This window comes from Sphingopyxis sp. HIX, from assembly GCF_001468285.1.
Classification (GTDB): Bacteria; Pseudomonadota; Alphaproteobacteria; order Sphingomonadales; family Sphingomonadaceae; genus Sphingopyxis.
On the sequence record NZ_LNSB01000018.1, the window covers coordinates 24,805 to 46,466 of the forward strand.

Consider the following 21,662-nt stretch of genomic DNA (forward strand, 5'->3'; position numbering starts at 1 on the left):
AAGCGCCGGATTTGGGTAAGGATATTGCTATATCCTGATCTATATTAGTCCACGACCGGCCTTATCCGCGCAGCCGCTCGGCGAATCCCTTGCGCAGCTTGGCGAGCTTCGGCGGGATCACCGCCATGCAATAGGGATTGCGCTGGCCTTCGCCCTCCCAATAGGACTGGTGATAATCCTCGGCGGGATACCAGGTCGCGGGCGGCTCGATCGTGGTGACGATCGGCGCCGACTGGTCGGCCTGCGCGCGTTCGATGCCTGCGCGCGCGGCGTCGCCCTGCGCGGCATCGAGGGGGAAGAGCGCGCTGCGATACTGGGTGCCGATGTCGTTGCCCTGACGGTTGAGCGTCGTCGGATCGTGCGTCGCGAAATGGACGTCGAGCAGATCGTCATAGGAAATGACCGCGGGGTCGAAGGTGATGCGGATCGCCTCGGCATGCCCGGTGTCACCGCCGCACACCTGCTTGTAGGTGGGGTTGGCGACGCTGCCGCCGATATAGCCGCTCTCGACCGTGTCGACGCCGGCGAGCGACTGGAACACCGCTTCGGTGCACCAGAAGCAGCCTCCGGCAAAAATGGCGGTTTCCTGGGTCATGGGTCGATCCTTGCTGGGGAAGTGGGGTTGCGCTCAAAATAGGAAGCCGCGCGCCTATTCCAAGGGTGCGAGCGCCGCGACGAGCGGCGGGCGTGCGGCGGGGTCGGCGGATCGCGCGGCCGTCATCGCCTCGATCTCGGCCGCGATTGCAGCGATCCGCTCGCGGCGCGGCGGATGAGTCGTGGCGCGGATCAGCGGCTTCTTGTGCCGCTCCCAGAAGCGGATCGCGGCGCGGGGATCATATCCCGCGTCGGCGAGCAGCCACACCGACAGCCGGTCGGCCTCGATCTCGGTCCGGCGGACGAGGTCCGTCGAACGGCTCGCCGCGAGCTGGGCGGGGTGGCGGAGGACATTGTGAGCCAGCTCGTGCGCGACCACCGCGGCGAGCTCGTCGTCGGCGACTACCGACGCGGCGAGGCGCAGTGCCAAGCGTACCAGCTTGCCGTTCGCAGCCGCCTGTTTCCCGCTGCGTTCGATCCGGAAGCCGCTCGCGCAGCCGGCCGACGCGCCGAGTTCGTAGCGCCGGCCGCCAGCATCGGTGACGGTCAGGGGCGCAGAGGGTTCGCGCGCCGCGAGCATCACCTGCACCGCGTCGATCCGCACCGTCGGTCCGTCGCCGAACGTCGGGACCGGCTGGCCGTCGATCGCCGCGATGGCAGTGCCGCGCACCAGCCCCGCGCGATCGGCGGGCGAGCCGGGCGCCATCGCCGCGACGAAGGGGCCGTCACCGCTTGTGCCATAGGCAAGCTTCGCCGCCGCGCGCTGGCGCTTGTCGAAGCGCCGCAGGTCGCCGAGGATCCAGCCGGGCTGCGGCGTCACTTCGGGGCACCAGCGCGCGCCGCCGCTGGTCAGCCGCCAGCCGATGGTGGCGAGCCGCGCCTCCTGCCGCGCGATTCCGGCGGGATCGGCCGCGGCGGCGCTGGCTGGGGCCAGCACAGCAGCGACCAGCAGGAAGTGGAGGAGGTGAGGGCGCATTGCGTCCCTTATCGAGGCGGATGGCGTGGTTTGCAAATCGGCGTTGGGCGGCGGGTTTCGGGCGTTATTTGCGTCCCAGATCCTCCCCACGCGCAGCGATGGGGAGGCGGCAGCGCGAAGCGCTGACGGAGGGGTCGACGCCGTCAGAGGGCGGTGCAAGGCCAGACCCCTCCACCACCGCTTCGCGGCGGTCCCCCTCCCCATGGCTGCGCCAAGGGGAGGATCTTTACGGCAGCTCCCCACCCCAAAACCGTCAAGATCGCGATCGCGCCAAAAACGCTTCCGGGGGGCGGGGCCTTTCGGCCGCTCCGCCCCCCGTCTGCTTCGGGGGCAAGTGGGGATGTCCCAGGTGGGGGCAGGGGGTATCAGGGACCAGACTGATACCCCCCACCGCTCCTTTGAGCGGAACACTCGGGAACATCCGATACCATACAAGGCCCGTGCCAGTTTCGGCACCTCGCGGTTTTCGGCGGGGAACGCTGGTTAGCGATTCCTTACCGCAATGCGGGGGTGTCAAAATTTCCGACAACCCGATCCTCCCGATCGCAAATCCATGGGGAGGATATCCGGCCGTTCAGCTTCGTTCAGCAAGCGTTCAGCCGATTGACTACATCTGTAGTCGTATTGCAGATGAGGCTGAAGGGAGGGGTTCCGCGATGGCCGAGCGCGCTAGCGAATCCGAGATGCAGGTGCTGTCGGCGCTGTGGGACGAATCCCCGCAGACCGCGGCCGACCTTGCCGAGACCGTCGGCACCGCGAACGGCTGGACGCTCGCGACGGTGAAGACCCTGCTCGCGCGCCTCGTCCAGAAGGGCGCGGTGACCGCCGAGGCCGAGGGCCGCCGTTATCTCTATCGCCCCGCGGTCGACCGCGCCGACGCCGTCGGCGACGAATCGCAGCGCTTCGTCGACCGCCTCTTCGGCGGCCGCGTCAGCCCGCTGATCGCGCACCTCGCCGAGCGTGAGGCGCTTTCCGACACCGATATCGCCGAGATCGAGGCCCTGCTGCGGAGGCTGAAATCATGAACGCCGACATGTTCTTCCAGGCTTGGGGCGACACGCTCGTCACCACAGCCGTGCTCGTGCTGATGATCCTCGTCATCCGCAAGCCCTTCGCGCGTCATTTCGGGCCGGGGCTCACCTATGCCTTGTGGGCGGTGCCCGCGCTGCGGCTGATGCTGCCGCCCTTGCCCTTCGCCGATCCGGTGGCCGCGCCCGTCGCGGCCGTGGTCCCGGCCGGCGCCGCGCCGATGGGCGAGCTGATCCTGATCGATGCGGTCGATACCGTCGGCGCCGCACCTGCCGCGCCCGCGCTGCCGCTCTGGTCCTTCGCCGACCTGCTGCCCTTGCTCTTTGCGATCTGGGCGGCGGGGATGGTCGGTGTGCTCGCCGCCGCGATGCTGTCGCACCGCCGCTTCCGGCGCGAGGTGCTGACGGGCGCCGTCGAGCTCGAACCGATCGGCAGCATCCGGCTGGTGATGACCGGCGCCGTCGACGGCCCCGTCGCCTTCGGCCTCTGGCGCCGCTTCGTCGCGGTGCCGCAGGATTTCTTCGCGCGCTACGTCGCGGAGGAACGCGCGCTCGCGATCGATCACGAGCTGGCGCATCACCGCCACGGCGACCTCTGGGCCAATGCCGCGGCGCTGCTGCTGCTCGCGGTGCAATGGTTCAACCCGCTCGCGTGGCGCGCGATCCGCGCCTTCCGGTTCGACCAGGAGGCCGCGTGCGACGCGCGCGTGCTCACCATGGTGGGTTCGGGGACCGACAACGCGCCGCGCAATGTGCGCACCGCGCGCTACGCCACCGCGATCGCCAAGGCGGCAGTCGGCTCGCGGCTGTCGCTCGCCGCACCGATGGCGGTCCACGACAATCTACAGGAGAGACTGACGATGCTGATGCAGGATGACATTTCCAAGAAACGCGGGCTGGTCGGCCGGCTGCTCGTCGGCGGCACGACGCTGGCGGTGCTCGCGACGACCGCGACGCTGGTTCCCGCGGGGATCGCGAGCGCCACCGCGCAGAGCGATATGCCCGCGCCCCCGGCGCCGCCCGAGGCGCCCGATGCGCCGCTGGCCCCCGACGCCCCGATGCCGCCCGAAGCGCCGGAAGTGATCACCGACGCGCACCGCGTGATGATCTTCACCAGCGACGAGGATGGCGAGGGCGCCAAGGCCGACGACGGCAAGAAGAAGCGCGAAGTGCACCGCATCATGATCCGCAACGGCGAGGTCAAGGACGGCGAGGGCAATGTCATGACCTGGGCGCCCGGCGACGCCAAGGTGAAGCGCTTCGAAATGCGCATGCCGGGCGCGCTGTCGCGCGACGATATCCTCGCGACGCTGAACGAGCAGGGCATCACCGGCAGTCAGGCCGACGCGATCGCCGACAAGCTGGAGGCCAAGCGCAAGAAGCAGTTCGCCTTTGCCCCGATGCCGCCGATGGCGCCGCTGCCTCCGATGCCGCCCATGCCCCCGATGAACTGGCAGTCGGTCGACGGCAAATCCTTCGGCTTCGCGCATTGCGGCAAGGGCCAGGCGCCGATGCCGCTGGTCAACCGCGACGACAAGGACGGCAAGAAGCACAGCCGCGTAATGATGGTCCGCTGCGGCACCCCGGGCGACAAGGCGGCGCAGCTGTCGGCGCTCAAAAAGGCGCGCGATCAGTTCGCCGAGGGCCGCGGGTCGAAGGCGATGTCCGACGAGATTCGCGCCAAGGTCGCCGCCGACCTCGACAAGGCGATCGCCGAGCTCGAGAAAAGCCCGGACTGAGACTTTACGGCTTTTGACGCGGGCGCCTTCTCCCCGGTGGGCGCCCGCGGCAGGGGCGGGGAAAGGGAGCGGGCAACCGCTCCCTTTTTTCATGGGTCGAGCGACCGATCGACGCTCCGCCACCAGCGCTCAAGCGCTTCCCGGATTTCCGTTTCCGGATCGCCTTCGCGCTTGAAGGCCCACCAGATGAGCGTGCCCTGCCAGACCGCGAGCATCTGCCAGCCGATCTGATCGTCGGCGGTGGCTTGCAAGGGCAGGCGCCGTCCCAGCGCCTTCGCCAGATATTCGCCCCAGGCGCGCCCGCGTGCGCGCAGCAGGGGATTGCGGACATCCTCGCGCAGCAGCAGCAGGCCTTCGGTCATGGCATGCGCGGCCGTGCCGCCGGGCATCAGGCGGAGCAGCAACGCGATGGCGCCGGCAGGGGTCGACGGCGTGTCGGCGGCGGCGGCGGCCGTCAGCGCGTCGAGGCGATCCCAGGCATGGAGCAATACCGCCTCGACCATCGCGTCGCGGGTCCCGAAACGCTGCACCAGCGTTGCCGCAGAAAGCCCCGTCGCCGCCGATGCGCGGGCAAAAGTCAGTCCATCGGGACCCGCCGCCTCCACAGCATCCAGCAAGGCCTCCAGCGCCGCTTCATCGGAAATTCGCTTGCTTCGCCCCATCGCGTAAATTTATAAATGAATATTCGGTTATATTCAAGGATGATTCGGAATGGCAAAGATCAGGGGATATATCGCAGCGAGCCTCGACGGCTTTATCGCGGCCGCGGACGACAGCCTCGACTGGCTGTTCGCCTATGACGGCCTCGACCTCGGCAAGCACGACTATCGCCATTTCCTGGCCGGTATTCGGACGGTGGTGATGGGGCGCGCAACCTATGATTTTCTGGACCGCGACGGCTCGCCCTGGGCCTATGGCGACCAGCGCGTGCTGGTGGTCACCTCGCGCCCGATCGCCGATCCGAAGGGGCCGCTCGAAACGCGCGGCGATATCGACGCCCTGATCGCCGAACTGCGCGTGCTGGGCGACGGCGACGTCTGGATGCTGGGCGGCGGGCAGTTGCAGATGGCGTTCATCGAACGCGGGGCGCTCGACGAGATCGAGATCTATGTGATGCCCGAACTGCTCGGCGGCGGGAAACCGCTGTTTCCTTCGACGGGCGTCCGCGAGCGGCTGCGCCTGATCGAAGCGGGTGCGCTCGATCGCGGGTGCGTGCGTCTCCATTATGCCTTCGACGGGCCCGCCGGCGGCAAGTGATCCGGTCGAGCCGGGGATCGGCGCTTTTATCCGCCGCCCCCTTTTGCTCGGCGTCCCGCAATGCCACATAGGCCGCATGAGCGACGACAAGGCCTGGCCCGACAGCATCCATGCCGGCGAGTGCGAGCAGCACGAGCCGCTGGTGCGCCGCGTGCTCGCGCCCAATCCCTCGCCCTACACCTTCACCGGCACGCAGACCTGGCTGGTCGGCGCGGGCAGCGACGTCGCGGTGATCGATCCCGGCCCGACCGGCAGCGGGATGAGCATCGGCGATCCGCCCGACGCCAACGGGCAGGGGCATGTCGATGCGATCCTGCGCGCGGTCGAGGGCCAGCGCGTCGCCGCGATCCTCTGCACGCACACGCACCGCGACCATAGCCCCGCCGCCGCGCCGCTGCGCGAGGCGACCGGGGCGCCGGTCATCGGCTGCGCCCCGCTCGCGCTCCGCGACGACGGCCCGCGCGCCGATTCGGCCTTCGACCCCGATTATGCCCCCGACCGCGTGCTGGCGGACGGCGAGCGGATTTCGGGCGACGGCTGGACGATCGAGGCGGTCGCGACCCCCGGCCACACCTCGAACCATCTCTGCTTCGCGCTCGTCGAAACGGGGGCGCTGTTCACCGGCGACCATGTCATGGCCTGGTCGACCAGCGTCGTCAGCCCGCCCGACGGCGACATGGCGGCCTATATGGCCAGCCTGTCGAAGCTCTACGAGCGCGGCGACCGCGTCTATTATCCCGCGCACGGCCCCGCGGTGACCAAGCCGCGCCAGCTGGTGCGCGGCATGCTCGGCCACAGGAAGCAGCGCGAGCGCCAGATCCTGCGCGAACTCGAAAAGGGCACGCGCGTCATCCCCGACATGGTGACGCATATGTACAAGGGGCTCGACCCGCGGCTGACCGGCGCCGCAGGCCGCTCGGTGCTCGCGCATCTGCTCGACCTCAAGACCCGCGGCGTCGTGCACAATGCCGACGATGTCTGGACGCTTGTCTAGATGCTGCTCCCGCTCCTGATCGCCGCGGCGGCGCCCGATCCGGTCGTGATTGCGCTCGTCGCCGACGAGGCGGGGCGGCAGTGCCTGCCCGACCGCAGCCTCTGCCTCGAAATCCCGCTCGACGCGGAGTCGGGCGAGTCGGGCCATCTGCGCCTGTCGGCCCCCGGCGCCGAAAGCGCGGCCGACAGCAGCTTCGCGCTCCCTTATGCGGGCGACGATGGCCAGTCGCTGGCGCTCTGGCCGCACCTGATCGCGGTGCCGCCATATGCCGAAGCCGCGCCCGACGCCCGCCAATATCTGATGGGCGTCGTCACCGGTACCAGCACCATGTATTCGGGCGGCGGCGGCAACGGCAGCCGGCTCCACCTGCTGCGCCTCGACACCACGCCGACCTCGACGCGCCTCGGCGACGAGGTGCTCGATGTTGTCTGGGACAGCTCGCTGATGATCCGTGCCTGCTTCTCGGAAGCCGATATGAAGGACCGCCGCGAGGCGTGCCACGACGAATATGGCTTCACCGCGTCGCTGACCGCCGCGCCGTCTGACGGCGCCGAACTGCCCGCGCTGACCTATCGCGCCGCCGCGAGCACTTATCCGCGAGGGGTGCGGCGTTCGGCCGACAATGGCGCCCTGAAGCTCGCGCCCGCCGACCTCGTCCGCGCGCCCGATCCCGAATGCAGCTATGCGCGCGTGCTGCACTACAACCCCGCGACGGCGCGCTACGAGATGGACCGGCCCGCGCCCGACTGTTCGGACTATACCACGCCATGACCGCGCCTTCGTCCTTCGCGCGCCTCTTACCGCGGCTGATCACGCTCGCCGCCGCGGCCTTGCTCGCGCTCGCCGCCTGGTGGGCCTATTCGGCGTGGCGCGACTGGCAGCGCGGTTACGATCCCGAAACCGTCGTCGCGGCGAGCCTGCAGGGGCTGCAGGAGCAGAATATCCTCGTGCCCTTCACCGCGCGCTACGTCGCGGTGGTCACTTCAACGCAGAGCCGGCTGGGGCTGGAGGCGAAGAAGACGCTGATCATGCCGGGAACGGTGCGCTACGAGCTCGACCTCGCCAAGCTCAAGCAATCCGATCTCGACTGGGATGCGGCGACCGGCGCGTTGACGGTGACGCTGCCGCCGCTGCGGCTCGCGGGTCCCGAGATCGACCTCAATGCGATCAGCGAGTTTCGCGACGGCACGATCCTGCTGACGCTGACCGACGCCGAAAAGACGCTCGACGCCGCGAACAGCAAGGCCGCGCAGGCCGAACTGATCAAGCAGGCGAAGGGCGCGACCCCGATGCGCCTCGCCGAGGGTGCGGCGCGGAACGCGGTCGAACAGAGCTTCGCGATGCCGCTCAAGGCCGCGGGGATCGACGCCAAGGTGATCGCGCGCTTTGCGGGCGAGGACGCGTCGTGATTGCCCCGCCGCGGGGCGACGTGTAGAGGGCGCGCAAGGCAAAAGCCGCATAAGGAAACGCCATGACTGCTCCCGTCCGCGAAAATCTCACCGGCCTCGACCTGCGTGCCGAAATCGATCGCCTCCGCAAGGAGCGCAACGCCGTCATCCTCGCGCATTATTACCAGAAGCCCGAGATCCAGGATCTCGCCGATTTCGTCGGCGACAGCCTCGAACTGTCGCGCAAGGCGGCCGACACCGACGCCGACGTCATCGCCTTTTGCGGCGTCAAGTTCATGGCGGAGACCGCCAAGATCCTGAGCCCCGAGAAGATCGTCATCCTGCCCGACATGGATGCCGGCTGCAGCCTCGAGGACAGCTGCCCGCCCGAGCAGTTCGCGCGCTTCCGTGCCAAGCACCCCGACCATATCGCGCTGACCTACATCAATTGCTCGGCGGCGGTGAAGGCACTCAGCGACATCATCGTCACCTCGTCGAGCGCCGAGACGATCATCAGCCAGATCCCCGAGGACCAGCCGATCATCTTCGGCCCCGACCGCCACCTCGGCGGTTATCTCAACCGCAAGTTCGGGCGCGAGATGCTGCTGTGGCCGGGCGTGTGCATCGTGCACGAGGCGTTCAGCGAGACCGAGCTGTTGAAGCTCAAGGCACAGCATCCGGGCGCGCCGATCGCGGCGCACCCCGAATGCCCGCCGCACATCGTCGACCACGCCGATTATGTCGGCTCGACCAGCGGCATCTTGCAGTTCGCCAAGACCTTCCCCGGCGACACGTTGATCGTCGCGACCGAGCCGCACATCATCCACCAGATGGAGCTCGCGCTGCCCGAAAAGACGTTCATCGGGGCGCCGGGGGCCGACGGCAACTGCAACTGCAACATCTGCCCTTATATGGCGCTCAACACGATGGAGAAGCTCTACATCGCGCTCCGCGACCTCCAGCCGCGGATCGAGATGGACGAGGAGCTTCGATTGGCGGCGCGCAAGAGCCTCGACCGGATGCTCGACATGGCATCGGGCACGGTGGGCAAGGGCGACCTCGGCCGCGCCTGATCGGGTCGCACGCGAGTCGCTTGTTCGAAGCGGCGAGTCGCATCGTGAGTCGGGTAGCGCTGTGCGCTGGATCGAATCCGAAAATGCTGCACTCGTGTTACAAAAATGCTGCGGCGAATCCGCTAATTGCTAATGCCGGACTTATCCACAGTCGGCCGCGCAATCGCCGGGCTTTCGCTGCAATTTTTGTTGGCGGCCCCGGCGAGTCATGTCAGCTTCCAATCATCGGACGACGGAGACGACGGACCGCCGGGACAGGAAGGCAGGTTGCAAGACCAGCCGGAGAAGAACGGGCCGGATCGACGAGGAAGTGGACCGATACCTGGTCACGGAACGCCGCGATTCCCACGAGTTGAGGCGGACCCGAGCAGGGTAGGAAATGCAGTCCATCGCTTGGACGGCGACTGCTTCGGCAGACGCGAGAAGAGATGATGAAGGGCTTTCCAGGTGCGGCCGGCCCCCGAAAGGGGGCCGACCAAACCATCGCCGGATAGCTCCGGACCGCGCCGCGAGCGTCGTTTTGCGGGCCGCCGATCGCAAGAGAGGCGGACCGGGATGAGGCAAGCGGGCAGCGACCGGAAGGATACCGGATAGTGGGGGTTGGCAGCGATGCCGGCCCCCATTTCGTTTGCGCGCGATGCGGAGAGGCGTCGGCTGTGCGGGAATGGCCGTTATCGGGCATTAGCGGTCATTCGCAGGGTTATGCTCTCTCCCCTTGAGGGGAGAGATACGCAGGCTTGGTAGCTTGCTGCCTAGCCGGAGTTGAAAGGGGCTTCCGAACCTTGGAGGGCTAGGCCCCTCTCCAAGCTTCGCTAGCTTCCGGCGGCTTTATGTCCCTTCCCCACCCCAAAACCACCCTCCAAACAACCCACCCCAAAAAATCTTCGGCCTGTGATGCGTGTCACACCGCGGTCGCATGTGGCTGTTTATGCCCGACTTGCGACCCGGAGCAGTTCCCCGATCGGAACTGATCCCACTTTCCCGGCCGCGCCCCGACGGGCCGGCCGGGAACCTTTTTGCTCCCGCTCGCATTGTCCCGACACAAAGCACGACAAGCTTGGGGCGCGGCATCGCGGCGCCGAAAAACGGGCCTGCGCGCTCCGCAGGTCCGGCAACGAGGGAGGTCGCACCATGATCGGGATTATCGTCACGCTGATCGTCGGCGGGATCATCGGCTGGCTCGCCAGCGTGGTGATGCGCACCGACGCGCAGCAGGGGATCATCCTCAATGTGGTCGTGGGCATCATCGGCGCCTTCCTCGGCAATATCCTCGGCGGGCTGTTCGGCATGGGTGCCACGCTCAGCAGCTTCAGCCCGATCGGGCTGCTCTGGTCGTTCATCGGCGCGATCCTATTGCTCGGGCTGCTCAATCTGGTCAGCCGCGGGCGCGTGCGTTGATGCTCACGGAACGGCGATCGCGGGCGCCGCCATAGCGCTAGGCGGTTCGCACTATTTGAGTTACCATCCTGATTGCCCGAAGAAATATGGGCATCCATAACGATCGTAGGGGGTCATCTTATGCTTACGTGGATTATCGCAATCATCATGGGCGGCGTCATCGGCTGGCTGGCCAGCATCGTGATGCGCACCGACGCGCAACAGGGCATTTTCCTGAATATCGTCGTCGGCTGTATCGGGTCGATCCTTGGCCGCTTCCTGTTCGGCAGCTTTCTCGGCGGCGGGCATTTGCGCGGCGATGCCTTCGATCCGATGACGCTGCTCACCGCCTTCCTCGGTGCGATATTGCTGCTCGCCATCGTCAATCTGGTGAAGCGCGGGCGCGTGCGCTGATCGCGCGCGAATAAGGGGCCCGCGGCCCCGTCCGAAAAAGGCGGTCGGCACCAGCCGGCCGCCTTTTTTCATGCCTCTATGCTCTGGAAACCTGCGATAAGCGGGCGTAAGACACGCCGCGCCGGCGAAGCGGCGCGGTCGCGTTTCTCCCCCTTGTCAGGGGTGATTTAATTGGGTAATACACCGTGAAACAGGCCGAGGGTCCGGCGTGCATCGGCGTGCCGCGGAACCGAGGGCCCCTCGCATGCGATGGCCGGGGGCGGGACAGAGGAAATTGACGTGAACTACGAGCGGAAAGTGGACGCGATGGACAGCCTGGCGGGGTATCATGACGAGATCGACAACCGGCGTCGCCGGACGCGGCTGATCATCGCGGTCGTGCTGATCGTCGTCGCGCTGGCCGCAGCCTGGTTCTTCTTTTCGTCGGGCAAGGACGACGGTGCAGCGACCGCCGCCGGCGGCGCGCCCGCGGCGGCGGGCAAGGGCGGCGAAAGCGCCCCGAACGTCACCGTGGTGATCCCCGGCCGCCAGTCGGTGCAGGCGACGATTTCGGCCAATGGCACGATCGCCGCGCGCCGCGAGATGCCGATCGGCATCGCCGGCGAGGGCGGGCAGGTCGTGCGCGTGCTCGTCGAACCCGGCCAGTGGGTGGGCGCCGGTCAGACGCTCGCGGTGATCGACCGCGCGGTCCAGACGCAGCAGGCGTCGGCGCTCGCCGCGTCGATCCGCGTCGCGCAGGCCGACGCCAGCCTGGCGCAGGCCGAGCTCGAGCGCGCCGAGGCGCTGGTCTCGCGCGGCTTCATTTCCAAGGCCGACATGGACCGCAAGCGCGCCACCCGCGATGCCGCCAACGCGCGCGTCCGCGTCGCGCAGGCGCAGCATGCCGAGGCGCAGGCGCGCAACAGCCGGCTCAACATCGTCGCGCCCGCCGCGGGGCTGGTCCTGACGCGTCAGGTCGAACCCGGCCAAGTCGTCGGTGCGGGCAGCGGCGTGCTCTTCCGCATGGCGAAGGGCGGCGAGATGGAGATGATGGCGCAGCTCGCCGAGGCCGACCTGCAGCGCGTCCCCGTCGGAACGCGCGCGACGGTGACGCCCGTCGGCACGGCGCTCAATATCGCGGGGCAAGTGTGGCAGCAGTCGCCGGTGATCAACCCCGATACGCGCCAGGGCATGGTCCGCATCTCGATCCCCTACAGCAATGCGCTGCGTCCCGGCGGGTTCGCCGACGCGCGGCTGATCGCGGGCTCCGCCGAGGCGCCGCTGCTCCCCGAAAGCGCGGTGCAGAGCGGTCCCGAGGGCAATTTCGTGCTGGTCGTCGGCAAGGACAACAAGATCGAGCGCAAGCCGGTCAAGGTCGGCGCGGTCAGCGACGACGGCGTATCGATCGCGTCGGGGCTCACCGGCAACGAGCGCGTGGTCGTGCTCGCCGGTGCCTTCCTGAACGTCGGCGACATCGTGAAACCCGTGCTGCAGAAATCGTCGCAATAAGAGCCAACCGGCAGGCACCCCGCACAAAGGCGTTTGAGTCATGAGTTTCCGCAACATTTCCGCCTGGTGCATCCGCAATCCGGTGCCGCCGATCGTGATGTTCGTCCTGCTGCTGCTGGCGGGCCTCGTCAGCTTCAACCGCATGGACGTCAACGACAATCCCGACGTCGAATTCCCCGCGGTTCAGGTCGTGGTCGTACAGCCCGGCGCCGCACCGACCGAGCTGGAGACGCAGGTCACGCAGCGCGTCGAGGCGGCGGTGCGCGGGGTCAGCGGGGTCGACGAAATGTCCTCCTATGTCAGCGAGGGCAACAGCCGCACCTTCGTGCAATTCGCGATCGGCACGCCGATCGACCGCGCCTATAACGACGTCAACCAGGCGGTGCAGCAGATCCGCAGCGACCTTCCCGACGGCATCCTCGAGCCGCAGGTCGTGCGCGTCGACATCGCCGGCGGTCCGATCACCTATTTCGCGGTCGAGGCAACCGACATGACGCTCGAGCAGCTGTCGTGGTTCGTCGACAATACGGTGGCCAAGGAACTGCTCTCGATCCCCGGCATGAGCCAGGTCCGCCGCTCGGGCGGCGTCGACCGCGAGATCCGCGTCATCCTCGATCCCGCGCGCATGCAGAGCTATGGCCTGACCGCGAGCCAGGTGAACCAGCAGCTGCGCCAGGTGAACGTCAACGCCGCGGGCGGGCGTACCGAGATCGCGGGCAGCGAACAGGCGGTGCGTGTGCTCGGCAACGCCGGCAGCGCCTTCCAGCTCGGCGAGACGCGCATCTCGATCGGCAGCGGCCGCACGATCCGCCTGTCGGACGTCGCCAAGGTCACCGACGGCTATGCCGAACAGCGCAACCTCGCCAAGATCCAGGGCAAGCAGGTGCTGAGCTTCTCGATCGAGAAGGCGAAGGGCGCCTCCGACGTCACCGTCCACGACGAGACGATGAAGAAGCTCGCCGAGATCAAGAAGAACAACCCCAAGGTCAATTTCAAGATCCTCTTCACGCGCACCGAATATACCAAGGAGCAATATCGCAGCTCGATGGCCGCGATGATCGAGGGCGCGGTGCTCGCCGTCGTCGTCGTCTTCCTGTTCCTGCGCGACTGGCGCGCGACCTTGATCTCGGCGCTCGCGATCCCGCTGTCGGCGATCCCGACCTTCTGGTTCATGGAACTGATGGGCTTCTCGCTCAACGGCTTGTCGCTGCTCGCCTTGAGCCTGGTGGCCGGCGTGCTCGTCGACGATGCGATCGTCGAGATCGAGAATATCGTCAGGCATATGCGAATGGGCAAGACCGCCTATCAGGCGTCGATCGACGCCGCCGACGAGATCGGGCTCGCGGTCGTCGCGACGACGATGTCGATCGTCGCGGTGTTCCTGCCCGTCGCGCTGATGCCCGGCGTGTCGGGGCAGTTCTTCATCCAGTTCGGCATGACCGTGGTCTTCGCCGTGCTCGTCAGCCTGGCGGTCGCGCGCATGATTACCCCGATGATTGCGGCCTATTTCCTGTCGGCACAGGGCGAGCAGGACCATGCCTCCGGGCCATGGGTCGACCGCTACGAGAATGTCCTGCGCTGGACGCTCGACGACAGCAAGCACAAGGCGAAGCGCGCGGGTTACACCCCCATGCCGACGCGACTGGGTTTCCTCTGGGCGCCGCTCGCAGCTGCGGCGGTCGTGCTGGTCGCGATGGTGGCGCAATATTACCAGCCGGTGCCGGTCGGACAGGATGCGCCCAATCCGGCGATGCACTTCCTGCTCGCGACGCCGTTCAGCATGATTGCCGCGTTCTTGCTCGTCAGCCTGCTGGGCATCCTGTTCGGCGCGATCGCTTATGCGATGGGCGCGCGCGGGTTCGATTTCACGAACTGGGCGAAGTTCATGGCCCAGCGTTTTTGGGCGCGCCTGCACGACCACCGCGTGTGGATCGTCGGGATCGGTGTGGCAGCCTTCGCGTCGAGCATCCTGTTGTTCATCGTTCTGCCGAAGCAGTTCCAGCCGACGACCAACAGCGATTACAGCCAGATCAGCTACGAACTGCCGCCCGGATCGACGCTGGCGCAGAGCGAGGTGATCGCGAACCAGATCAACACGATCCTCATGGCGAACAACGTCGTCGACAACGCCTTCTTCGACGTCAATGTCGGCGGCGGCAGCGTCTATATCACGCTCAAGAAGGAGCGCCCCACGACCAGCGTCGAATGGGAACGCGGCTTGCAGCCCAAGATGGCGGCGATCCCCGACGCGCGCGTGTCGTTCCAGAGCCAGTCGGGTGGCTTTTCGGGCCGCGACATCACCTTCATCGTCGGCGGCGACGACCCCGTCGCGCTCGAGAACCACGCGCGCCGGATCGTCCGCGAGATGAGCGCGCTCAAGGAACTGCGCGCGGTGCGCATCGAGGGCGACATTCCGCGGCCCGAGATCATCGTCAATCCGCGCATGGACCTCGCCGCCGAACTCGGCGTGACCACCGCGGCGCTCAGCCAGACGATCCGCATCGCGACGCTGGGCGACATCGACCAGAATGCGGCGAAATTCTCGCTGTCGGATCGGCAGATCCCGATCCGTGTGCTTCTGTCCGAAGACTCGCGCCGCAGCCTTGCGACGATCGAGAATCTGCCCGTCCCGACCGCGCGCGGCGGCACCGTACCGCTGAAATCGGTCGCCGAGATCGGCTTCGGCGCCGGCCCGACCGAGCTGCGCCGGTACAACCAGACGCGGCGCATCGTCATCGGTGCCGACCTGGCGCCGGGGCTGGTGACCGGCGATGCGCAGACCAAGATCGACAAATTGCCGTCGATCGCCAGCATGCCGCAGGGCATCCGCAAGGTGATCCAGGGCGACGCCAAGTGGCAGGCGGAGATGATGCAGAACTTCCTCGTCGCCGTGATCGCGGGCCTGCTGCTCGTCTTCGCGACGCTGGTGCTGCTCTATCGCCGCTTCCTCTCGCCGCTGGTCAACATGTCGTCGCTGCTGCTCGCGCCGCTCGGCGGGCTGCTCGGTCTTGCGGTGACCGGCATGGAAATCTCGATGCCCGTGTTCATCGGCCTGCTGATGCTGCTCGGCATCGTCGCCAAAAACTCGATCCTGCTCGTCGATTTCGCGATCGAGGAGATGGATCACGGCGTCGAGAAGTCGGCGGCGCTGATGGACGCGGGGCGCAAGCGCGCGCAGCCGATCGTCATGACCACGGTCGCGATGGTCGCGGGCATGGTGCCGACCGCGATCTCGCTGTCGGGCGATGGCGCGTGGCGCGCGCCGATGGGCGTGGTCGTGATCGGCGGACTGATCCTGTCGACTTTGCTGACGCTGCTGATCGTGCCCGCGGGCTTCAGCCTGGCCGACAGCATCGAAAAGCGCCTCGGCCGCTTCTTCTCGCGCAACTTGCTGACCTATCGCAAGGGCGACGACGGCAAGCCGCATCTGGAGGCCGAACCGCAGCCGGCCGAATGATGCCGGCGACGGTCCGGGCGCGGCGACGGTTGCAACCTTCGCTGCGCTTCGCCATTTGACCCGCATGACCGACCGTGCGCTCTCCCGGCCGATTGGTGTCGCCATCGCGGCGAAGCCGTCCAGCATCCGCGTCGTCGCGACGGGCATGCTCGTCGCGATGGCGGCGATCTTCATCGCGGCGAAATATTATCAGGATGTCCATCCGGCGGTCGGCTTCATCCGCGCCTTTGCCGAGGCGGCGATGGTCGGCGGGCTCGCCGACTGGTTCGCGGTCACCGCACTGTTCCGCCACCCGATGGGGCTGCCTATTCCCCATACGGCTATCGTACCGCGCAACAAGAATCGCATCGGCGACACGCTCGCGCGCTTCCTGCTCACCAATTTCCTGCTGCCGCGGCTGATCGCGCGCAAGATGCAGAATGTCGACATCGCGGGCGCGGTTGGCAAATTCCTGTCGCAGCCCGCCGAGGGTGGCGGCCGGCTCAAGCTCGGCGCCTCGCGCGTCATCGCCGATGCACTCGGCGCGCTCGACCAGCAGCGCCTCGGCGGCATGGTCAAGTCGGCGATCGCCGATCGCTTACGCGAACTCGATGTCGCGCCGCTCTTGGGGCAAGCATTGCAGGCGGCGCTCGCCGAGGGGCGGCATCAGCCGCTGCTCGATGCGATGGTAAAATGGGGGTCAAAGACGCTCGACCTCAACGCGCATCTGATCCACCAGATGGTGCACGACAATAGCAACGCGATCGTGCGCTTCACCGGGCTCGACGAGAGCATCTCGAACCGCATCGTCGCGGGGCTGGGCAAACTCTTGAGCGAGATGGCGGTCGAGCCCGATCATCCGCTGCGTATCCGCGTGGAGGAAGGGCTCGCCAAGATGGCGCTCGACCTCCAGCACGATCCCGAGGTGCAGGCCAAGGTCGCCAAGGTCCGCGACGAACTGCTCGAGAACAAGGCGGTCAAGCGCTGGCTCGACGGGCTATGGGAACAGGGTCGCGGCGCGCTGCTCAAGGCGGCGCGCAACCCCGACACGATGCTCGCGGGGCGGATCGGCGAACTGGTCACACAATTCGGCACGATGCTGGGCGAGGATCCGCATATCAAGCGCACGCTCAACCGCTATGCGCGGCGCGCGGTGGTCGGCGCGGTCGACAGCTATGGCGAGACCGCGCTCAAGCTGGTGTCGGACACGATCCGCGGCTGGGACGCCAAGACGATCACCGACCGGCTGGAAAATGCCGTGGGCGACGACCTGCAATATATCCGCATCAACGGGACGCTGGTCGGCGGGCTGGTCGGCGTGTTGATCCACACGGTGGATGTGCTGCTTTAACGGCAGGCCGCCAGCCCCTCGCGAAAGCTCGGATAGCGCGGCGTCCAGCCGAGCAGGCGTTTCGCCCGGCCGTTCGCGACGCGGCGGTTCTCGGCGTAGAAGGCGCGTGCGGCGGGCGAAAGGCCCGCTTCGTCGAGCGTCTGGAGCGGCGGCAACGGCGCGCCGAGCATCGCGCAGCCCCATTCGACGAGGCTGTTCTGATGGCAGGGCTCGTCGTCGGCGAGGTTGTACACGCCAACCGGTCCGCGGAACGACGCGAGGATGCCGCCGGCGATGTCGTCGACATGCACGCGGCTGAAGACCTGCTCGGGCAGGTCGATCCGATGCGCGCGGCCTTCGCTTATGCGGTCGAGGATCGAACGGCCCGGGCCATAGATGCCGGGCAGGCGGAAGACGCGCACATCGCCGCGCAGCGCCTGCCACGCCGCATCGGCGGCGTTGCGGTCGGCGCGGCGGCCCTTGACCGGGGCGCTCTCGTCGACCCACGCACCGCCCGCATCGCCATAGACGCCGGTCGAGGACAGACAGCCGACCCATGCGGCGGGGGCGAGCGCGATGGCGTCGCCATAGGCGGCGAGCACGGGGTCGGCGCCGGCGGCCGGCGGCACCGACGACAGGATATGCGTCGCCGAACGCAGCGCCGCATGCACCGCCGCGCTATCGCCGAATGCGATCGACCCGCCGCGGCCGTTCCGCGTCGTGCCGGTCACGTCCCAGCCGCGCGCGGTCAGCCGCTCCGCCAGATGGCCCGCGGCATAGCCGAGCCCGAAAATCAGCATAGGTCCCATACCGCGCCTTATTGCGCAGCCCGCGGGCCAAGCCTAGACCCGCCTTTATGACCGATGCCTCCTCGACGCCCGCCATCCCCGTTACCATCCACCGCGGCGACTATCGCCCGCCCGAGTGGCAGGTTCCCGACATCGCGCTCGATTTTGCGCTGGGTATCGCGGAGACGAAGGTGTCGGCTAGCCTCTCAGTCACGCGCCATGCCGACGCGCCGGTGCCGCTGGTGCTGCGCGGCGACGGGCTGACCGCGGAGGAAGTGCGCGTCGATGGCGCGGTGTGGAACGACTGGCGCATGGACGGCCCCGACCTGGTGGTCGACCTCGGCGACCGCGGCGCGGCGACGGTCGAGGTCGACACGGTGATCGATCCGAGCGCGAACACCCAGCTGATGGGGCTTTACGCCTCGAATGACATGCTCTGCACCCAGTGCGAGGCGGAGGGTTTCCGCCGCATCACCTTCCACCCCGATCGTCCCGACGTGCTGAGCCGCTATCGGGTGCGCATGACGGGGGACAAGGCGAAATTCCCGATCCTGCTGTCGAACGGCAATTGCATCGAGCAGGGCGAGGGTGCCGACGGCACGCATTGGGCGCTGTGGGAAGATCCGTGGCCGAAACCCTCCTATCTCTTCGCGCTCGTCGCCGGCGACCTGGTGGTCAACCGCGACAGCTTCACGACGATGTCGGGACGCAAGGTCGAGCTCGGCATCTGGGTGCGCGAAGGCGATGTCGAGCGCACCGGCCACGCGATGCAGGCGCTCAAGGACAGCATGGCGTGGGACGAGCGCGTCTATGGCCGCGAGTACGACCTCGACCTGTTCAACATCGTCGCGGTCAGCGATTTCAACATGGGAGCGATGGAGAACAAGGGGCTCAACGTCTTCAACACCCGCTACATCCTCGCCGACCCCGACACCGCGACCGACGTGGACTATGACGGGGTGCAGGGCGTCGTCGCGCACGAATATTTCCACAATTGGTCGGGCAACCGCGTCACCTGCCGCGACTGGTTCCAGCTCAGCCTGAAAGAGGGCTTCACCGTCTTTCGCGACCAGAGCTTTTCGGCCGATATGGGCTCGTCCCCGGTCAAAAGGATCGAGGACGTCCGCCTGCTGCGCGCCGCGCAATTCCCCGAGGATGCGGGGCCGCTCGCGCACCCGATCCGGCCCGACTCCTATCAGGAGATCAGCAACTTCTACACCGCGACGGTCTATAACAAGGGCGCCGAGATCATCCGGATGATGGCGACGCTGCTGGGGCCCGAGCGCTTCCGCGCGGGCACCGACCTCTATTTCGACCGCCACGACGGCGAAGCCGCGACCTGCGAGGACTTCGTCCGCGCGATGGAGGTGGGCGGCGACATCGACCTTGGCCAGTTCCGCCGCTGGTACGAACAGGCGGGGACGCCGCGGCTGACTTTGTCGCTCGCCGAGGAAGGCGGGGAGTGGGTCGTGAACATCGCGCAGACGGTGCCGGCGACCCCGGGCCAGCCCGACAAGCGCCCGATGATGATGCCGCTGCGCCTCGCGGCCTTTGCGATGGGCGGCAACGGGGCGGCGATGCCCGATACGCTGGTGACCTTGACCGGCGACAATCAGCGGGTAGCGCTCGGCAAGTTCGATGCGCGCCCCGCGCTGTCGATCAACCGCGGTTTCTCGGCGCCGGTGATCGTCGACTATGTCCGCGCGCCGGGCGAACTCGCCTGGCTCGCTGCGCACGACGACGATCCTTTCGCGCGCTACGAAGCGTTGCAGCAGCTGATGCTCGACACTTTGGTGGCGGCCGTGTCGGGCGAGACCGCCGACCATCAGGCGGTGATTGACGCGGTCGCAGGAACGCTCGCCGGACGCGGCGGCGATCCGGCCTTCGTCGCCGAGGCGGTGTTGCTACCGAGCGAAGCCTTCATCGGCGACCAGATGGTGACGGTCGACCCCGACGCGATCCGCCGCGAGCGGCTGGCGCTGCAGGCGGCGATCGGCCGCGCGCTCGAGGGCGAATGGCGCGATATCCTCGCGGGCGCGTGCCCGCCCGCGACCGACCTGTCGCCCAAGGCCAAGGGCGGCCGCCGCCTGCGCGGCGTCGCGATCGCCTATCTCGCCGCCACCGGCATCGCCGATGTGCCGGCGCTGGTGTTCGACATCTTCTCGAACGCCGATGGCATGACCGAACGCCAGGCCGCGCTCGCGACCTTGGCCCACGGCGACAGCGACGAGCGGACGCACGCGCTGGACATCTTCTACCAGCGCTACCGCGACAATCCGCTGGTGCTCGACAAATGGTTCCAGGTGCAGGCCTGGTCGCTGCGCCCCGATACGGTCGATGCGGTGCAGGAGCTGGCGAGGCACCCCGACTTCACGCTGGCGAACCCCAATCGCGTGCGCTCGCTCTACGGCGCACTGACGGGCAACCAGGCGGCGTTCCACCAGGCCGACGGCGCGGGTTACAAGCTGATCGCCGACTTGGTGATCGCGCTCGACCCCAAGAACCCGCAGACTGCGGCGCGGATGATCCCGCCGCTGGGACGCTGGAAACGCTTCGACGAGGGGAGGGCGGCGATGATGCGGGCCGAGCTCGAGCGCATCCTGGCGCAGCCGGGGCTGTCGAGGGACACGACGGAGCAGGCTTCGAAGAGCCTACTCGGCTGACAAAGGCTTTGAGGTGGGGAGCGGACGTCTTGTTTCGCCCGTAGCCCGCCGCCTCAGCTTGCCGAAAACAGCTTCGTCCCCGCCACGCCGATCACGATCAGCGCCATGAAGCCCATCTGCGCCGCGCCGACGCGTTCGTCGAACAGGAGGATGCCGCCGATGATCACCCCGACCGCGCCGAGGCCGGTCCAGATCGCATAGGCCGTGCCCGCGGAAATGTCGCGCATCGCAAAGGCGAGCAGCGCCATGTTGAGGAAGCTCAGCGAAACGGGAACCAGCGAGGCCTGCCACGACCCGATGGTCGCGGCCCATTTCAGGCTGAGCGCCCAGCAGATTTCGGTGAAGACGGCGATGGCAAGGATGAACCATCCCATGGGGGATTCCCTTCGAGGTTGCGGGCTCGAAGGACGCGCGATGCCGGAAACCCGAAAGAGGCAGCGCGAAGCGGCAGTAGCTGCCGCGCGCGGCGTCCCTAGCGGGGGCGCGGCGTCATGGCAAGGCGGCTAGCCCCCCAGCCACCCCGCGACATCGACCGCCACCTTGTTCGCCGCGCGTGTCAGCGCCTCGCCCACGGGCTTGGCTTCGACCACGCCGCCCAGGCTTTCGCGTGCTTCGAAGCGGCGCTGGGTGACGTTCTTGCCGCCGGCTGCGACCAGCATCGCCTGATAGACGACGACTGCCTCGCCGGTGCGGGCATCGACGCCGAATTCCATCAGCTGGCCTGCGAGCTGTTCGCCCGGCGCGGTCAGATACTGGCCTTCGTCGAGGACGACCCGGCCCGAGCGTGCGGCGACGGTTTCGCTGATCAGCCGCTGGAACAGGCGCTGCGGCGCCTCGACCCATTGCGCGTCCTTGACGTAAGCGACGCTGGCGCCGTCCTGCTGCACCGGGATGCGCTGCGTGCGCAATTTCTGCGGCGCGGTGGGGATGAGGATGGTGAGCGTCGCGGCCTCGGCCGCGGTGCGCGCGGCGCCCGCGGGCGGGGCGGCATCGGCGTCGAGCGTGAGCAGGAAGGGCGGCGGCTTGCCGCCCAAGCTGAAGCAGCCGGATAGGGTGAGCGTGGCGCCGAGCATCAGGGGCGCGAGCAGCAGCGGGGTGCGAAGGGTGCGGATCATGC

Annotated in this window: 19 protein-coding genes; 13 read left to right on the plus strand and 6 right to left on the minus strand. The window is 67.7% G+C overall.

Annotation, left to right across the window (positions count from 1 at the left end; translation table 11 throughout):
* Positions 1-61 precede the first annotated feature (61 nt).
* Together msrA and ATE62_RS10295 are read right to left on the minus strand one after the other, a co-directional pair.
* The gene (gene msrA, locus ATE62_RS10290; RefSeq protein WP_058809069.1) at positions 62-595 is read right to left on the minus strand and encodes a peptide-methionine (S)-S-oxide reductase MsrA; all 534 of its coding nucleotides are present in this window, start codon (positions 593-595) and stop codon (positions 62-64) included.
* A 54-nt stretch (positions 596-649) separates the two neighbouring features.
* Positions 650-1,570, minus strand: a complete 921-nt coding sequence (locus tag ATE62_RS10295; RefSeq protein WP_058809068.1) for a M48 family metalloprotease — start codon at positions 1,568-1,570, stop codon at positions 650-652.
* Between the two features lie 656 nt (positions 1,571-2,226).
* Between ATE62_RS10295 and ATE62_RS10300 the strand changes: the two genes are divergently transcribed.
* Both ATE62_RS10300 and ATE62_RS10305 read left to right on the plus strand, forming a co-directional pair.
* A complete protein-coding gene (locus ATE62_RS10300) occupies positions 2,227-2,595 on the plus strand; it encodes a BlaI/MecI/CopY family transcriptional regulator (protein ID WP_058809067.1) in 369 nt (122 codons plus the stop codon).
* Positions 2,592-4,337, plus strand: a complete 1,746-nt coding sequence (locus tag ATE62_RS10305) for a M56 family metallopeptidase (RefSeq protein WP_058809066.1) — start codon at positions 2,592-2,594, stop codon at positions 4,335-4,337. The genes ATE62_RS10300 and ATE62_RS10305 overlap by 4 nt, the downstream gene beginning before the upstream one ends.
* 89 nt (positions 4,338-4,426) lie before the next feature.
* Here ATE62_RS10305 and ATE62_RS10310 read toward each other — a convergent pair whose 3' ends face one another.
* Entirely contained in the window at positions 4,427-4,999 is a 573-nt protein-coding gene (locus ATE62_RS10310; RefSeq protein WP_058809065.1) for a TetR/AcrR family transcriptional regulator, read from the minus strand.
* A gap of 49 nt (positions 5,000-5,048) precedes the next feature.
* Here ATE62_RS10310 and ATE62_RS10315 point away from each other — a divergent pair, with 49 nt between their 5' ends.
* The 10 genes from ATE62_RS10315 (at position 5,049) to ATE62_RS10360 (ending at position 17,115) form a co-directional block, all read left to right on the plus strand.
* Complete coding sequence (locus tag ATE62_RS10315; protein ID WP_058809064.1) at positions 5,049-5,594, plus strand: dihydrofolate reductase family protein; 546 nt, start codon at positions 5,049-5,051, stop codon at positions 5,592-5,594.
* Positions 5,595-5,670: 76 nt separating this feature from the next.
* Positions 5,671-6,588: an MBL fold metallo-hydrolase gene (locus ATE62_RS10320; RefSeq protein ID WP_058809063.1), complete on the plus strand. Its 918-nt coding sequence runs from the start codon at positions 5,671-5,673 to the stop codon at positions 6,586-6,588.
* On the plus strand, positions 6,589-7,359 hold the full coding sequence (locus ATE62_RS10325) for a hypothetical protein (RefSeq protein WP_058809062.1): 771 nt from the start codon (positions 6,589-6,591) through the stop codon (positions 7,357-7,359). It begins immediately after the preceding gene.
* Positions 7,356-7,997, plus strand: a complete 642-nt coding sequence (locus ATE62_RS10330) for a DUF4230 domain-containing protein (RefSeq protein WP_058809061.1) — start codon at positions 7,356-7,358, stop codon at positions 7,995-7,997. The genes ATE62_RS10325 and ATE62_RS10330 overlap by 4 nt, the downstream gene beginning before the upstream one ends.
* 62 nt (positions 7,998-8,059) lie before the next feature.
* Entirely contained in the window at positions 8,060-9,049 is a 990-nt protein-coding gene (nadA, locus tag ATE62_RS10335; protein WP_058809060.1) for a quinolinate synthase NadA, read from the plus strand.
* 1,131 nt (positions 9,050-10,180) lie between these two features.
* The gene (locus tag ATE62_RS10340; RefSeq protein WP_197411713.1) at positions 10,181-10,447 is read left to right on the plus strand and encodes a GlsB/YeaQ/YmgE family stress response membrane protein; all 267 of its coding nucleotides are present in this window, start codon (positions 10,181-10,183) and stop codon (positions 10,445-10,447) included.
* 120 nt (positions 10,448-10,567) lie between these two features.
* Positions 10,568-10,840 (plus strand): GlsB/YeaQ/YmgE family stress response membrane protein, encoded by a 273-nt coding sequence (locus ATE62_RS10345; RefSeq protein WP_058809059.1) that lies wholly within the window; start codon positions 10,568-10,570, stop codon positions 10,838-10,840.
* Between the two features lie 279 nt (positions 10,841-11,119).
* Complete coding sequence (locus tag ATE62_RS10350) at positions 11,120-12,328, plus strand: efflux RND transporter periplasmic adaptor subunit (RefSeq protein ID WP_058809058.1); 1,209 nt, start codon at positions 11,120-11,122, stop codon at positions 12,326-12,328.
* 40 nt (positions 12,329-12,368) lie between these two features.
* The gene (locus tag ATE62_RS10355) at positions 12,369-15,785 is read left to right on the plus strand and encodes an efflux RND transporter permease subunit (RefSeq protein WP_058809057.1); all 3,417 of its coding nucleotides are present in this window, start codon (positions 12,369-12,371) and stop codon (positions 15,783-15,785) included.
* Positions 15,786-15,849: 64 nt separating this feature from the next.
* Positions 15,850-17,115, plus strand: a complete 1,266-nt coding sequence (locus ATE62_RS10360; protein WP_058809056.1) for a DUF445 domain-containing protein — start codon at positions 15,850-15,852, stop codon at positions 17,113-17,115.
* Here the strand turns inward: ATE62_RS10360 and ATE62_RS10365 are convergent.
* Positions 17,112-17,903 carry an NAD(P)-dependent oxidoreductase gene (locus ATE62_RS10365; protein WP_058809055.1) on the minus strand — a complete coding sequence of 264 codons (792 nt, stop codon included), beginning with the start codon at positions 17,901-17,903 and terminating at the stop codon, positions 17,112-17,114. The genes ATE62_RS10360 and ATE62_RS10365 overlap by 4 nt on opposite strands.
* Before the next feature lie 47 nt (positions 17,904-17,950).
* Here ATE62_RS10365 and pepN point away from each other — a divergent pair, with 47 nt between their 5' ends.
* Positions 17,951-20,545 carry an aminopeptidase N gene (gene pepN, locus ATE62_RS10370; protein ID WP_058809054.1) on the plus strand — a complete coding sequence of 865 codons (2,595 nt, stop codon included), beginning with the start codon at positions 17,951-17,953 and terminating at the stop codon, positions 20,543-20,545.
* Between the two features lie 53 nt (positions 20,546-20,598).
* Here pepN and ATE62_RS10375 read toward each other — a convergent pair whose 3' ends face one another.
* Together ATE62_RS10375 and ATE62_RS10380 are read right to left on the minus strand one after the other, a co-directional pair.
* The gene (locus ATE62_RS10375) at positions 20,599-20,919 is read right to left on the minus strand and encodes a DMT family transporter (RefSeq protein ID WP_058809053.1); all 321 of its coding nucleotides are present in this window, start codon (positions 20,917-20,919) and stop codon (positions 20,599-20,601) included.
* A gap of 129 nt (positions 20,920-21,048) precedes the next feature.
* Positions 21,049-21,660, minus strand: coding sequence for an ABC-type transport auxiliary lipoprotein family protein (locus tag ATE62_RS10380; protein ID WP_058809052.1), 612 nt, complete (start codon positions 21,658-21,660; stop codon positions 21,049-21,051).
* Positions 21,661-21,662 lie beyond the last annotated feature (2 nt).

What these genes read in the sequence shown, in the direction of transcription:
- msrA (WP_058809069.1), bottom strand. Translation starts at nt 595, where the DNA reads ATGACCCAGGAAACCGCCATTTTTGCCGGAGGCTGCTTCTGGTGCACC.
- ATE62_RS10295 (WP_058809068.1), bottom strand. Translation starts at nt 1,570, where the DNA reads ATGCGCCCTCACCTCCTCCACTTCCTGCTGGTCGCTGCTGTGCTGGCC.
- ATE62_RS10300 (WP_058809067.1), top strand. Translation starts at nt 2,227, where the DNA reads ATGGCCGAGCGCGCTAGCGAATCCGAGATGCAGGTGCTGTCGGCGCTG.
- ATE62_RS10305 (WP_058809066.1), top strand. Translation starts at nt 2,592, where the DNA reads ATGAACGCCGACATGTTCTTCCAGGCTTGGGGCGACACGCTCGTCACC.
- ATE62_RS10310 (WP_058809065.1), bottom strand. Translation starts at nt 4,999, where the DNA reads ATGGGGCGAAGCAAGCGAATTTCCGATGAAGCGGCGCTGGAGGCCTTG.
- ATE62_RS10315 (WP_058809064.1), top strand. Translation starts at nt 5,049, where the DNA reads ATGGCAAAGATCAGGGGATATATCGCAGCGAGCCTCGACGGCTTTATC.
- ATE62_RS10320 (WP_058809063.1), top strand. Translation starts at nt 5,671, where the DNA reads ATGAGCGACGACAAGGCCTGGCCCGACAGCATCCATGCCGGCGAGTGC.
- ATE62_RS10325 (WP_058809062.1), top strand. Translation starts at nt 6,589, where the DNA reads ATGCTGCTCCCGCTCCTGATCGCCGCGGCGGCGCCCGATCCGGTCGTG.
- ATE62_RS10330 (WP_058809061.1), top strand. Translation starts at nt 7,356, where the DNA reads ATGACCGCGCCTTCGTCCTTCGCGCGCCTCTTACCGCGGCTGATCACG.
- nadA (WP_058809060.1), top strand. Translation starts at nt 8,060, where the DNA reads ATGACTGCTCCCGTCCGCGAAAATCTCACCGGCCTCGACCTGCGTGCC.
- ATE62_RS10340 (WP_197411713.1), top strand. Translation starts at nt 10,181, where the DNA reads ATGATCGGGATTATCGTCACGCTGATCGTCGGCGGGATCATCGGCTGG.
- ATE62_RS10345 (WP_058809059.1), top strand. Translation starts at nt 10,568, where the DNA reads ATGCTTACGTGGATTATCGCAATCATCATGGGCGGCGTCATCGGCTGG.
- ATE62_RS10355 (WP_058809057.1), top strand. Translation starts at nt 12,369, where the DNA reads ATGAGTTTCCGCAACATTTCCGCCTGGTGCATCCGCAATCCGGTGCCG.
- ATE62_RS10360 (WP_058809056.1), top strand. Translation starts at nt 15,850, where the DNA reads ATGACCGACCGTGCGCTCTCCCGGCCGATTGGTGTCGCCATCGCGGCG.
- ATE62_RS10365 (WP_058809055.1), bottom strand. Translation starts at nt 17,903, where the DNA reads ATGGGACCTATGCTGATTTTCGGGCTCGGCTATGCCGCGGGCCATCTG.
- pepN (WP_058809054.1), top strand. Translation starts at nt 17,951, where the DNA reads ATGACCGATGCCTCCTCGACGCCCGCCATCCCCGTTACCATCCACCGC.
- ATE62_RS10375 (WP_058809053.1), bottom strand. Translation starts at nt 20,919, where the DNA reads ATGGGATGGTTCATCCTTGCCATCGCCGTCTTCACCGAAATCTGCTGG.
- ATE62_RS10380 (WP_058809052.1), bottom strand. Translation starts at nt 21,660, where the DNA reads ATGATCCGCACCCTTCGCACCCCGCTGCTGCTCGCGCCCCTGATGCTC.